The organism is Nitrosomonas sp. sh817, assembly GCF_030908545.1.
Classification (GTDB): domain Bacteria; phylum Pseudomonadota; class Gammaproteobacteria; order Burkholderiales; family Nitrosomonadaceae; genus Nitrosomonas.
In genome coordinates, this window is record NZ_CP133083.1 from 1847898 (window position 1) to 1861666 (window position 13769).

The window sequence follows — 13769 nt, forward strand, 5'->3', positions numbered from 1 at the left end:
GCCATTATCGCTACGAATGAACCAGTCATGTTGATCCTAATCAACAGTTCCTGTCGATATTTATTTCGACGGTCATTATTATCGATCTGTAAAACAAATTTCAATCCGACAAAATGACGCATCCACATAACTCTTACTTAGGGAGATGCTGATTAATTCAACGGATGAAATGAAGCACGAGGCGCACGGAACGCAGCAACCGGGACATATCAATAAGATAGGCGAGGATGCGAGTACCGCGTAACGAAGTGATTCGCTCATGCAGTCAATTAATCAGCATTTCCTTAGCATCCGTCTACTCACTCGGATATTTCCAACCGGAATGATCGTTTTGCCAGATCAATCGTGATACGTGTAACATTTGTTTTCTTATCCACGCGCAAGTTCAGAATAGCGACTCAATGGAGATATTCGTGAAAAACTTCCACTCGATCTATTCACACCATTTTATCCGGGCATCCGCTTGCATTCCGCATCTCAGGGTTGCCGACCCGGTATACAACGTCGATCGCATTCTCGAACTGGCAACGCATGCATCCGGACTTAAATCAGCCGTCGCATTGTTTCCGGAATTAAGCATCTCTTCCTACTCCGCTGATGATCTATTTCATCAGCAATCCTTGCTCAATGCGGTGGTTGACGGCATCGCCCGCATCATTGAAGCCAGCCGCGAACTCACACCGGTTCTGCTGATTGGCGCGCCGTTACAGTTGGAAGGCAAATTATTCAATTGCGCAGTCGTGATTTATCGCGGACGTATTCTCGGCATCGTTCCCAAAACTTATTTGCCGAATTACCGGGAATTTTATGAGAAACGGCAGTTTACAGCAGGACATGCCGCACTCGCCCGGGACGTGCGTTTCCTGGATCATACCGTACCTTTTGGCAACGATTTGATTTTCAGCGCCGTGAATGTCGACCACTTTTCCTTACATACTGAAATCTGCGAGGATCTATGGGCGCCGCTTCCACCGAGCACCTTTGCCGCCCTCGCGGGCGCTGCCGTGCTTGTCAATTTGTCGGCCAGTAATATCACCATTGGCAAGGCTGATTACCGGCGCCATCTCTGCGCGATGCAATCGAGCAAGTGTCTGGCGGCTTATTTGTACACCGCCGCCGGTCCCGGAGAATCGACCACCGACCTGGCGTGGGACGGCCATGCGATGATTTATGAGAATCACCAACTGCTCGCGGAATCTCAACGTTTTTCCGATCAGCAGCAAATCATCACCGCCGATATCGATCTCGAACGGCTGATTCAAGACCGTCTGCGCACCACCAGCTTCAACGATGCGGTGCAGATGCACCGGGAGCAACTGAGAAGCCTGCGCCGGATTGAATTCGAGTTTGCCGTGCCGGAAGACACAGTGCCATTACACCGTTCCGTGGCACGTTTTCCATACGTTCCCGACAATCTGGAAAAGCGCGACGAGCATTGCCGTGAAGCGTACCAAATCCAGGTTCAAGGCTTGATGAAACGATTGACTTTCACCAAAACCGAGCGCGTCGTGATCGGTGTTTCCGGCGGCTTGGATTCGGCCCATGCGCTGATTGCCGCCGCACATGCGATGGAGCGTTTAAATTTGCCGCGCGCCAATATCCTGGCTTATACCATGCCGGGATTTGCTACCAGCGACACCACTAAAAACAACGCGCACCGTTTAATGGCCGCGCTCGGCGTCACCAGTCAGGAAATCGATATCCGCCCATCGTGCCTGCAAATGTTGAAAGATATCGGACATCCGTTTACCGGCGGCAAACCGCAATACGATATCGCTTTTGAAAACGTGCAAGCCGGTGAACGGACTTCGCATCTGTTCCGTCTTGCCAATCTGCATCACGCGCTGGTGCTGGGAACCGGCGATCTCAGCGAACTCGCGCTCGGCTGGTGCACCTACGGCGTCGGCGATCACATGTCGCACTACAGCATTAATGCGTCCGTGCCGAAAACCCTGATCCAGCATTTGATCCGCTGGACCATTGATACCCGCCAATTCAATGACGCCGCTCACGAAGCGCTGGCAGCCATTCTGGATACTGAAATTTCACCGGAACTGATTCCCGCTCAATCACCGGAAAAGCCGTTGCAAAGCACGCAGCAAATTATCGGCCCCTACGAACTGCAGGATTTTAATTTGTATTACGTCACCCGCTTCGGCTTCCGTCCGGCGAAAATCGCATTTCTCGCGCACCATGCCTGGGGAAGCCGTCTGTCGGGGCATTGGCCGGACGGCATCAATGAAGCATCGCGCAACGAATACGATCTCGCCGCCATCAAGCATTGGCTTGGCGTATTTCTAGCGCGTTTTTTTCAAACCAGCCAATTCAAACGGTCGTGCATTCCCAACGCACCGAAAGTCGGCTCCGGCGGCTCATTATCGCCGCGCGGCGACTGGCGCGCGCCATCGGATGCGGAAGCGAAAGTCTGGCTGGACGACTTGAAATTGATTCCGTAATGCACCGAAACACGCAAAAAAACACCGGAATTAAATATCGCAATGGCTCGATGAATGGACCGGCGGCAATGTTGCTCATTTAAACCGGCGGAATGACCCGGTCACAACTCCGAAAATTTCAAACTGCGTGTCCGGGCGAATATAGATCGGGCGGTAAGTTCCGGAAGCATTGGCGGGCAACAGCCGCGGCATTTTGTTTGCGCCATAATCAAGAATTTTGATGGTGAATTCCCGATCCACCACAGCCAAGACAATATCGCCGATATTGGCAGTTCTGGAGCGATCTACAACCACTTTATCGCCCGGCAGCAAGCCGACATCGATCATGGATTCTCCCCGGATCGTGACAAAGAATGTCGATGCTGCATGATCGATCAGAAATTCGCTGACATCGAGCTGCTTTTCGACATGATCGTCGGCCGGACTGGGAAGACCGGCTGCAACTTTGGTGGAAAAAAGCGGCAGCAATGTGGGCTGCTCATTGATCGCTGGCGTGAAAAACTCATCCACTTCCATTTCAGTCACACCATTCTCGCTGCCGCCCTCTGCCTTTTTGCGTTGCAAGACTTCCAGGAAATTTCTGATTGTCGCCGTCTGGCTCTGCGGTATACGCATGACTTCCGTCGGTTCCCCGAATTTACCCTGACCTCGCGGTCTGCCCGCGTTCTCGCGCTTTCCGCCTCGATTCGACATGATTGACATTCTCCTTTTCGATATAAGTAACATTATTCAAACATACTTAATGTAATACTGTCAAAAAAATAGAAAAGCTTCAGAATCCAATCATAAAAATGATATTGATGATTTATTCATCAATCAGAAAAAACAACCTCTTAGACCCGTTTATCTCATTTACCCTATTTTCATCGCTTTGAAGTTTTACAGGCAATCAATCCCTCAACCTGCACATACCTGAATACATCTGATTTATCAGTAGCCTGCGTCAATTTGTCACATTTACTTTTTTTCTGGCGCGCACATAATGATTACGCGTATGTAATTCACAACAAATCTGATTCAAGCGCGATTCACAATAAATCCTATCTTCAGGGCCTAACAAAATTAACAGCAGCAAAGAATGAAACTACTTCTATTACAGGTAGCAGAAAAACTTTATGGTTCAAACTTGCGGATGATCCGGAGCGGTGAACTATTCAACGGAGCCTTATCAATTTCGCACTTACATTCGGAACGCGGCATCGCGTACCTAAAAATCACGGCATTCTGGTCATGCACTGCAATTGCGCTGCTGCCGACCGCTTTCTCGCAATTACATATCGATAACGCCTGGAGTGAAGGATTCGAGCATCCGCTAATGGGCTGGGATCATATTCTCGTGATGGTGGCGGTGGGCATCTGGGCTGCTCAGATACGAGGACAGGCCCTGTGGATATTGCCTGCTGTATTTGTCGGTATCATGAGTCTTGGCGGCCTGACGGGTGCTGCCAGCTATGCTGTTCCAGGCGCGGAAGCCATGGTTCTTTTATCCTGTTTCATGATCAGCGCCTTGATCATATGCGGGGTACGATTCAGCGCACCGGCCAATATCATTATTATTTCCCTGTTTGCATTTTTTCATGGTTATGTGCACGGACAGGAAATCTCGGCCTCCACCAGCCTTGGTTTTTACATTGCAGGTTTTGTGTCCGCCACACTACTACTACATGGCGTCGGGATTCTGATTTCATGGCTGATCGTGCTAGCGTTTACTTTCTTTTTCAGCACCAGTATTCATGCCCAGGGAAAAGACCTGCCAGCTTATGCAAATACTGCTGAACGTGGTTCACAGACCAATAAACTTGCCCATGCGACTCTGGATGAAGTGCGTGTTACCGGCCGTGCCGATGAACTGACCGGCATCGCCGACGCCGCTTCACAAGGCAAAGTCGGGCAGGATCAAATCCGGTACCGGCCGATGACTCGTCCCGGAGAAATTCTGGAAACGGTGCCGGGACTCATCGCTACCCAGCACAGCGGCGAAGGTAAAGCGAATCAGTTTTTTTTGCGTGGCTTCAATCTGGATCATGGCACCGATTTTCTCACGCAGATCGAAGGCGTGCCGGTCAATCAGCTTTCTCATGCCCACGGGCAGGGCTGGACGGATATCAATTTCCTGATCCCGGAATTAATCGAATCGATCGAATTCAGAAAAGGAAATTATTACGCCGACACCGGGGATTTCTCCAGCGCCGGATCAGCCAACATCCGCTACTTCAACCGTCTGCCCCAAAATATGCTGCGCTTCACCGGCGGCAGTTTTGATTATTACCGGGGATTGATCGCCGGATCACGTCGGCTATCACAAGGCAATGTGTTGTATGCCGGCGAGATCGTGCACAACGACGGCCCGTGGACTACCGGAAATAATTATCTGAAGTTCAACGGCCTGATCCGGTACAGCGGCAGCAACGGCAACCAGGACTGGCGTATCACCGCGATGGGAACGCATTCGGATTGGCGCGCGACCGATCAAATCCCGAGGCGGGCTATCGGGATGGACACTATCCGCCGGTTCGACGCGATCGACCCGACCGATGGCGGAAAAAGTCATCGCTACAGCCTGACGGGCGAATGGAACCGGCGCTCGGAAAACAGCCTGACGTCGGTCATGGCGTACGGCATTTACTCCAAACTGGACCTTTATTCGAATTTCTCTTTTCTTCTGGATAATAATGAAACGACCAATCCGGTGGGATGCTCGGGGTTAAACGGTTTACAGTCCGCCAACCGGATTTCCACGAGCATATTCCAGACCTGCGGCGATCAGTTCGGTCAGCCCGACGACCGCTGGACAACCGGCCTGGCGGCCAGCCACACGGTATTTCATAAAATCGGCCGGTTCGATTCCGAAACGACGCTGGGAATACAAGTGCGCAACGATAATATTCAGAATGCCCTGACAAAAGCGCATGCGCAGCGGGTGTACGGCATTACCCGCCAGGACTCCGTCTGGGTTACCAGCGTCAGTCCTTTTCTGCAAAACAAGACACAGTGGCAAAGCTGGCTGCGCACCAGCATGGGCGTGCGTTTCGATGGCTTCCGCTTTGCCGTCAACCAAAGCAATATCCAGCAAAACAACGGCACGCGCTATGACGGATTGGCCAGTCCGAAATTAGGTATCGTCTTCGGTCCCTGGGCGAATACCGAGCTTTACTTGAACGGCGGATTGGGCTTTCACAGCAACGATGCCCGCGGGATCAATACCCGCATCGATCCGGCCAGCGGCAGTCCCGTGGATCGCGCCGATCCCCTTGCCCGCACCTACAGTGCTGAAACCGGTATCCGCTCAACCTGGATCCCGGGCTTGCACAGCACCTTGACTGCCTGGTGGATGGATCTGCAATCGGAACTGGTTTTTGTCGGGGATGCAGGTACGACCGAAGCAAGCCGCCCCAGCCGCCGCTACGGAATCGAATTCACCAACTATTACCAGCCGGTGCATTGGCTGACTTTTGACGCGGATTTCAGTTTCTCGCATGCGCGCTTTCGCAACTCCGTGCCGGATGAAGGCAATCATGTGCCCAATGCCGTGGAAGCGGTCATTGCCACGGGCGCGACCTTTCATGATGTTTCCGGCGGTTTCTACGGCGGCCCGAGATTGCGCTATCTTGGGCCGCGAGCGTTGAATGAAGACAACTCCAAGCGCTCGGACGGCACTATTTTGTTATCCGCGATGCTCGGGTATGAATTCAACCGGTCGTTCCGCATCCAGGCCGAAGTGTTCAACATGCTCGACCGCAAGGATGATGCGATCACTTATTTCTACACGTCCCGCCTGCCGGGAGAACCTCTCACCGGTGTGAACGACTTTCACTTCCACCCCGTCGAGCCGGTGAGTTTCCGGGTCGGGTTTGTTCTTAATTATTAATCGATTGGATACAACCAATTAAATTTCCTAAATAAATATCAGGAGAAAAATCATGCGACTGTTTAAATCACTGTTGATTGCGTTACTTCTGTCAATCTGGCTTACGACTCCGGCGCAAGCGGGAGAAGCCGTGCTGAAGCATTTCGTCTCCGGAAGTTACCCGCAATTACTTGAAAAGCATACCGGCCGGCCGGTCATGCTGGTGATCTGGGCGACGACATGTTCGACCTGCATGAAAAAAATGCCCATGTTAAATAAACTTAAAGAAGATCAACCGGATGTCAAAATCATCCTGCTCTCCGTCGATGAGCTAGCAGATACGAAGCAGGTGCAAACCATATTGACCAGACATGGATTGACCGACCTGGAAAACTGGATTTTCGCCGATGAAAACGCGCAACGCCTGCGCTATGAAATTGACCCGCAATGGTTCGGCGAATTGCCGCGCACCTATTTCCTGGATAGTAAGCATCAGCGCGAAGGCATCAGCGGTGCTTTATCGTACGAAGATTACCAAGCCATTTTCTATGCACTCGCCAATTAATTATCCACCCGCAACCCGATTTATGGTTCACCGCAAAGAAAAACCGCAACGAACGGCATTTTCGTTAATTCATGCATTCGCCCTCGTTCTCGCACTGCTGGTTTACTCTACCCAAGCCAGTGATCAACTCGAAGAAAATTATGTGAAATCAACGCTGGGTTTGTATGACATCGCCACATTCGATGTTTATACGAATCAACAGACTATCCACATCCTCGCAGGCGGCAGGCAATCGCAAAATGATGCCGCCTTCACGCTGCGATATAAACGGTCAACGGATGGCGGACGCAATTGGACACTCCCAGTGACCGTCTCCGCACCAATACCTGCTATCAACGCCAAACGCGGCAATGACGTTCAACTGGCAGTTCATGGCGATCGTATTGTCGCGCTCATGCAAGCAAAAACCAGCCTGCCGGGGATCGGCCCGATGATTTGTCTGTACTCTGAAGACAGCGGCATAACCTGGAAACATGGCGCTAATCCGGCACAAGATAATGACGGCAGCCAGGCGCACATCGATCTGATAGCCGACAAAGCAGGCGTTTTTCATGCGGTCTGGCTCGAAGATCCGGAAGAAAACGGTTATCAAAGTTTGCGTTATTCCCGCTCAGAAGATGGCGGAAAAAGCTGGAATCAACTCAAAACGATCGACGATTCAACCTGTTCCTGCTGCTGGAATACGATCGTGAATTCCCCGCTTGATCACTTGAATGTGCTTTACCGCAATATGTCGCCCAGGGACATGGCGATGGTTCGCTCAACCGATCAAGGCTTAACCTGGCAACCACTCGGGTCGGTCGGCGATTTCAAATGGCAGTTGAATGGCTGCCCGCACGTCGGCGGCAGCGTGGATTATGTCTCCAGCGAAGCAGCGCATCGGTTGCACAGCCTTGTCTGGACCGGCATACCGGAAAAAGCTGGCTTATATCACTTGGCTTCTTCTGATCATGGATTAACCTGGTCCGAACCCCTGCGGCTAAGCGCCACCGGAATAAATGGCGATATTGCGCATTATGGCCGACACATCGTTGCCGCATGGAACGAAATAAACCCTACGGGCATGAGCATCGCTCTTGCCGTGGCAAAGGATAACGGCAACGCTTGGAGTGAACCGATCCAGCTGACACCCGGTGACAACGCGGCAACACAACCGCGGCTTACAACAACCGCAAGCGGCATACTGGCCGTATGGACCGAAAAGCCAGCGAAACAAACCAGTCAACTGGCGTGGAAACTGATAGAGCTGGAAAGAAAGTTAACCCATGAAGGAGAAGTCTATTAATAATCAACGTGTTATTTCCATCAAACTGCTGCTGCCGATTCTGATCATACTGATAATGGCCGGCATGCCATCGGTAACATTTGCACATGCAATCCTCGTTGAGTCGGAACCCAAGGCCGAAAGCATTGTGGATACCCCTCCCGATCAGATCAAAATCTGGTTCAACGAAAACGTTGCCAGCGAATTCAAATCGCTGGCGGTAATCAACAGCGCCGGAAAGCGTGTCGACAATAATGACGTCAAACAGGCAACCCTGGATCGTTCACACATTTATGCCACCGTCCCGAAGCTGCCGCCCGACACTTATACGGTTCGCTATCGTGTGATGTCTGCGGACACGCACATCATTACCGGCAAATTCACCTTTACCGTTGCTTCTCCAGGAAAAGCCGAAATCCCTGCCAAATAAACCACCCCGCCGCAAGCAGCGGGTATTAACTGCACTTTCAATCTGCTGGTTTTCAACCAGCTTTCGCCCCAAGGGGCGGGGAATTGAACCCGAAGAGATTAAATATCAGGAGCGAACCATGAAAATATTCCAGGCCGTAAAACCACTTCTGCTACTGTTCATTGCAATTCTGATTCTGACAGCATGCAATCGCATCAGCCCTGTACAACATCATTACAATACCAATGTCGGTTGCATTGTCGCCAATGATTTCTACGCAGTGTATTTCAGTACCTATGTTGAACCTGACAAGATGAGCGACGACTCAACTAAAGTAAACGAATCGTTATTCAAATCTCATTGCATCAATATTCCTTATACCGGGAACGTTTATTTTACTGCTGATCTGGTAGATGAGGATTTGAGAGAAACCCCGATCAGCCTGAGGCTGGTTGAGCAGGAGTTAACCGGCAACAATAAAGATTCTTCCGCAGACTATGAAGATGTTCGAATAATTTCAGAAGTTATGCCGAAAATCTACTCTCAAGGTACCATTGAAACGCATGCTGTTATTGATAAAATCGGTCACTATGCTTTATATCTGATCATCGGAGACGAGAAATCGGCATTAGAAGATGATATTTTAAAAATCCGATTCAATGTCGGCTTGGGAACTGAAACAACATCTTTCTGGCGCTATGTCGCAAAAGCCGCAGAACTTTTTATGACATTTGCTTTTCCGGCACTTCTTCTGCTACTCATCATGTCACCGATGCTACCAAAGCTAAGGCTCATTGTTTTGTCAAAAATGCTGTTCGGTATGCTGAATCGTAAAAACTGACCGGTATTTGTATAAGCCTATAACAGCAAGTATATCAATGCGTTTGGAGCCACCAAAACCGCCTTCACGGTGATGACGGCGGACGGACATCGCCTGGCGCGGAAACGAAGGTGTTGTTAGAAGAACTGAAGCTGATTCCGTAACGAGTGCCGATCGCTGATTAATCTGATCTCACGAAAGCTGGGCGATACGCCAAACACTTGTAGCGATCTTAGCCATTGATTTCTGGCGCGCAGCAATACGCTCAGGCGTCCATTCCAAGTTTTCATCAGCCACTTTGCGAGTAAGCTCAAAATTGCTGGCAGCCAGCACCGGCTTTTTAATAGTAAATTCCGCATTACCCAAATCACGGTTCTGGCCTTTAGCAAGCAAAGTCATATTACCAAGACGGTAAACCATGGCATCCGCCTCCTCTTCGTTAAAAGCGGACCAGCCTGACGCCGGATTTTGCGGCAGAATATGCTCAATCGTGATGCTGTCACTCTCAAAATCATAATCTTGGCCGTTCAACTGAGACTCCAGAGCACATAAGATGTAACGGACAATGCGCGAGTTACGGGAATTGGTAGTACGCAATATTTTTTCCGAGAAATCGCCACGAAACTTGTCATCGTTTGGATAAATCGGCTTCATAACATCCAGCGTTTCAGGGGCTGTTGTTAAGCCACCATTGGAAATTTTCTGCGCTACGCTATGATAGACATGTTCTTGTTCATGCGTTGGCAAACTGCCGATAACATTGTATCGAAACGAAATCATCACGCAACTGCGCAACAAGCTCTCAAAATCTTCCGATGAAAATCTGCGATGCGCCGCCAGTAACAGAGAAAACGGTTGACGCACGCTGAACATCCGCAAATTCTGCACAAATCCTTTGAGATTCGGCGCCCATAACGACACTTCCGGATTGGTCAACGCCAAATAAGTATCCATATCTTCTTCCATGCCGCGCAGCAATTCAAACACGGATTCACGGTCAATAATCTGAGCACGGATGGTCTTGAATAACTCGGACTGACGCACCGAAGTTTTCCGGCTGATCCAATGCACTCTGAGAAAATCCGGAAAACTCTCACTGCCAAGCCGGCTTATCATCGCTTCCCAGCGATCTTCCAACGCTTTCATTTCATGCGCACGCTCACCATCCCGGTGCAACACGGAAAACAGGTAATTTTTCAGCAGATCCGTGGATGAAAGACGCACTCCACGTGCATTGAGCGTCTCAAACACTTTGTAAGCATTAAGCTCATCCGTCACACTGATGACAGTGAAAAATAATCGATCACTCATCGTCTCAACCAGACTAGCCAATGCGACACCTTCGTCACCGCCTGCTTTTTTGCCGTGCTCACGTACACGTTTATCAAACCATTCAAACGCCTTGCGTAAGCCGTGCTCGGAAGCACGAAAACCGCGCTGCGGCAAATGCCCCAGCGGCACCAGGTATGTTTGAAAATAATGATCGTTATTACGGTTCAGCGTTAGTTTGCTGCGCGACACCAATGTCACCGGATCCAAATAGCCGATATAGGTTTGGCGTATTTGCTCGATGCGTTGCTGATTATGCTCAGGATTATTTTTTTCGTCGACCAGCCGCTTGAGATTCTTGAGTATCGCCAAAACAATCAGCGTCAATGTCGTCAAGCGCTGCTGACCGTCAATGACATCAAAATTCTTATCATCCTGCGATTGCAACACCAGATAGCCCATGTAATGCGCCGGCTCACCGCCGGTCTGAATGGTACCGAGAATATCCAGCCACAAATCTTCCCATTCGTCTTCCGTCCAACTGTAGTCACGCTGAAAACGCGGAATGCGATAGGTCAGCCCGTTACCGATCAGCTTCCGGTAGGTATTGTTTTCGGTTTTAAAGTTTGTGGCGGACATCACTCATTCCTTCATATTCTTACGACCAGCCTATTGCAAAACGGTGAATTCTAACTTGTCGGTCTTCTGCAATAATTTCAAACTTCTGCATAAAGTTCTTTCAATCAAGCGCCAAGACGCACTCTAGTCTGCACCTGCACACGAACACGGGCTTGAATTTGAGCATACAGACGAGCTTCAAGATTTTCTCGGTCGCTGACCGAGACCACTAGGGCGTAGTTCTCTTCATCCAGACAAATTGCGCGCCCCCACTCTTTATCCTGGCGGGTAACCACGACGAACCATTTCTGCTTTGGTGATAGCTGTTTCAATGTCCAGATTGAGGACTGTACCGTGCATCGCTCGCGTTCTTGTGACGTAATAGTTCGATTGCTTGCCGCGGCATCGCCAATGGAATCTTCTTCCTTTTTCAATGCCTGATTGAAATGCCGCTGCACCTCATCAAGGGAGTTTCCTTTGACCAAGCGATAGCTTATTTTGGTAGCTAGATATTCCATTCGCGTAGTTTTTACCGGTGGGCAATAAGCCAGTGTCACCCTGATCTGGCGTGTGGCGCGGTTACTGCGCAAAAACTCATCAGGCAATGGCAGTTCGTAAAATTGATGGCTATCGTTCTCGATGGCTGATTCTGTAAGGAGTACTACCTTGTCATCGGTAGAGCGGAACAGCGTGTCGGTATTCACCTTGCCGTAGCCAACAACTTGGCGCACGTGTTCTTTCATCTGATCAGGGAAAGCAGAAATGCAAGCGAGTGGAACATCGGCGTGATTGACCAGCAATGCCCTCAGCAGATTTGCCGATGCACGTGGAAAACTGTTCAGTAGGCGCCCTGCCAAATGAGTGACATAGGGTGCAGAAAAGCTCGTGCCAGAAATATCCTTGAGCAGAGTAGCGCCGATGAAGTTATGATTCGGAACCAGAACGCCAAGGCGACGATTATCTTTGCGAATCTGCTGCCCTTCTTGTCGCATCGGCGATGCCAAGTTCCCACCATGCGCAACCAGATCTGGTTTGATTGCACCCTTGATAGAAGGGCCGTGGCGTGTAAATGGGGCGGGCTGATCCTCCGCTGCTGGGCTTAACGCATTGACATCCCTGTTTCCGTATCTCTGTTCGTCCAAATTTGCGGTGTGGTTTGCCAACGCGCCGATGGTCAACACATTCAATGCTGGTGCCGGGTCAATAATGAATGAATCCGGGGCTAACAGGTATTCTGGATACTCTGCCCGCCAATCGGACTGAGGTATCGTTTCGGTACCGCGAAAGTTGCCAGCCGAGACAACAAACAGGATATCGTATTCGCGCGCCAGCCTGTCTAGCGTATAGGCAATCCCCCGAATATGTCGGCCATCATAGGGAACGTTCTCGTTTCCAAGGGAAAGATTAAAAATCCTGCATCCCAATTCTCCCGCGAAATACGCGACAGCCTTTTCGATGGTCTGTTCGATAGTTTTCTCATCAAATACCGCTTCGTTCGTGTCGGCAGCTTTGGTCATAATCTTGCCGCTACACAGTACTAGCTCAGGCTTCCATTGATCTGCGGCAAGGCACTCCTCGATATTTCCGTACAAGACAATCCCAGCCACAGCAGTACCGTGCCCGACTTCGTCTTCAGCGTCTTGGCCTGCTATGTAACTTTCGGCCTCACCGAATGCTGCTCGCAGCAGAGGGTGATTGCTGTTGATACCGCTGTCGAGGATACATACTTTTGCTGCACCAGATGGAGGTGAGCTGATCCCATCAATACGAGGCGTAACAGGTACATCCATTTGCTGGTAGGTAATTCCGGTGCGTGGCGGCAAGTCCACCAGACGAACATCTCTATGTTCCAAAAGATGCGCGGCTTGTTCTTTCGTTACATCAAGCCGATACAATAAAAGGCTATCCCGGTTAATCCGGTCAATCTGATAAATACCATGAGTTTTGATCCATTCCTCAAACCGATGCACGGTTGATGTCCGCTCCGGGCTATGCACACCACCCAACGGCCATAGCTCAACATCTAGCTTGAACGTGGCCGAATCAGGAATGCCAAAATGTTTGATCGCCCAGCTTTCCCTGTCTTCTCGACACCAATTGCCGATGCCATCAAGAGCAAGCAACAAATTCTGATAGCTTAGATCCTGACCTTCAGGAAGACCCAATCGGGCAAGATGATCGGCAAATTCAGCCAAGCCTTGTTCTGATGTGAAGACAATGCAAACAGTTTTGTCTTCCTGGCTGATGAACTCGACACCATGCTTATTGAGCTTACCGAGATCAAGGCTGCCGGAATAACTCAATTTGAGAACGAGATTTCCGTCTTCTGCTCCTGGCTGCGCTTTGGCAACTTGGGCTGCCCCGCGTAATGCCGTGCCTAGAAATCGTCCATGGGCTGCCGGATCAGGGCGAACAATTCCTTTAATACTTCTCTGCTTCGCTGTGCGTCGATCATTGATAAGTGGCTCTTTCTCAATGCGAATATGCTCATAGACACCAGCCATGTATTCTCCCAGATTTG

Annotated in this window: 9 protein-coding genes; 6 read left to right on the forward strand and 3 right to left on the reverse strand. The window is 50.2% G+C overall.

What is annotated here, in order from left to right; translation table 11 throughout:
• The first annotated feature begins 413 nt into the window (after positions 1–413).
• Positions 414–2456: an NAD(+) synthase gene (locus RBH92_RS08660; RefSeq protein ID WP_307931695.1), complete on the forward strand. Its 2043-nt coding sequence runs from the start codon at positions 414–416 to the stop codon at positions 2454–2456.
• A 75-nt stretch (positions 2457–2531) separates the two neighbouring features.
• Here RBH92_RS08660 and RBH92_RS08665 read toward each other — a convergent pair whose 3' ends face one another.
• Positions 2532–3149, reverse strand: coding sequence for a LexA family protein (locus RBH92_RS08665; RefSeq protein ID WP_307931696.1), 618 nt, complete (start codon positions 3147–3149; stop codon positions 2532–2534).
• Between the two features lie 385 nt (positions 3150–3534).
• Between RBH92_RS08665 and RBH92_RS08670 the strand changes: the two genes are divergently transcribed.
• The 5 genes from RBH92_RS08670 (at position 3535) to RBH92_RS08690 (ending at position 9382) form a co-directional block, all read left to right on the forward strand.
• Positions 3535–6324, forward strand: a complete 2790-nt coding sequence (locus tag RBH92_RS08670; RefSeq protein WP_307931697.1) for a TonB-dependent receptor domain-containing protein — start codon at positions 3535–3537, stop codon at positions 6322–6324.
• Positions 6325–6376: 52 nt separating this feature from the next.
• Complete coding sequence (locus RBH92_RS08675) at positions 6377–6868, forward strand: TlpA family protein disulfide reductase (protein WP_307931698.1); 492 nt, start codon at positions 6377–6379, stop codon at positions 6866–6868.
• A 22-nt stretch (positions 6869–6890) separates the two neighbouring features.
• The gene (locus RBH92_RS08680) at positions 6891–8153 is read left to right on the forward strand and encodes a sialidase family protein (protein WP_307931699.1); all 1263 of its coding nucleotides are present in this window, start codon (positions 6891–6893) and stop codon (positions 8151–8153) included.
• Entirely contained in the window at positions 8134–8562 is a 429-nt protein-coding gene (locus RBH92_RS08685) for a copper resistance CopC family protein (protein ID WP_307931700.1), read from the forward strand. The genes RBH92_RS08680 and RBH92_RS08685 overlap by 20 nt, the downstream gene beginning before the upstream one ends.
• Before the next feature lie 118 nt (positions 8563–8680).
• Complete coding sequence (locus RBH92_RS08690) at positions 8681–9382, forward strand: hypothetical protein (RefSeq protein ID WP_307931701.1); 702 nt, start codon at positions 8681–8683, stop codon at positions 9380–9382.
• Between the two features lie 171 nt (positions 9383–9553).
• Here RBH92_RS08690 and RBH92_RS08695 read toward each other — a convergent pair whose 3' ends face one another.
• Complete coding sequence (locus tag RBH92_RS08695) at positions 9554–11269, reverse strand: DUF262 domain-containing protein (protein WP_307931702.1); 1716 nt, start codon at positions 11267–11269, stop codon at positions 9554–9556.
• 104 nt (positions 11270–11373) lie between these two features.
• On the reverse strand, positions 11374–13752 hold the full coding sequence (locus RBH92_RS08700) for a S8 family peptidase (RefSeq protein ID WP_307931703.1): 2379 nt from the start codon (positions 13750–13752) through the stop codon (positions 11374–11376).
• Between the last annotated feature and the right edge of the window lie 17 nt (positions 13753–13769).

What these genes read in the sequence shown, in the direction of transcription:
- RBH92_RS08665 (WP_307931696.1), bottom strand. Translation starts at nt 3,149, where the DNA reads ATGTCGAATCGAGGCGGAAAGCGCGAGAACGCGGGCAGACCGCGAGGT.
- RBH92_RS08670 (WP_307931697.1), top strand. Translation starts at nt 3,535, where the DNA reads ATGAAACTACTTCTATTACAGGTAGCAGAAAAACTTTATGGTTCAAAC.
- RBH92_RS08675 (WP_307931698.1), top strand. Translation starts at nt 6,377, where the DNA reads ATGCGACTGTTTAAATCACTGTTGATTGCGTTACTTCTGTCAATCTGG.
- RBH92_RS08680 (WP_307931699.1), top strand. Translation starts at nt 6,891, where the DNA reads ATGGTTCACCGCAAAGAAAAACCGCAACGAACGGCATTTTCGTTAATT.
- RBH92_RS08685 (WP_307931700.1), top strand. Translation starts at nt 8,134, where the DNA reads ATGAAGGAGAAGTCTATTAATAATCAACGTGTTATTTCCATCAAACTG.
- RBH92_RS08690 (WP_307931701.1), top strand. Translation starts at nt 8,681, where the DNA reads ATGAAAATATTCCAGGCCGTAAAACCACTTCTGCTACTGTTCATTGCA.
- RBH92_RS08695 (WP_307931702.1), bottom strand. Translation starts at nt 11,269, where the DNA reads ATGTCCGCCACAAACTTTAAAACCGAAAACAATACCTACCGGAAGCTG.
- RBH92_RS08700 (WP_307931703.1), bottom strand. Translation starts at nt 13,752, where the DNA reads ATGGCTGGTGTCTATGAGCATATTCGCATTGAGAAAGAGCCACTTATC.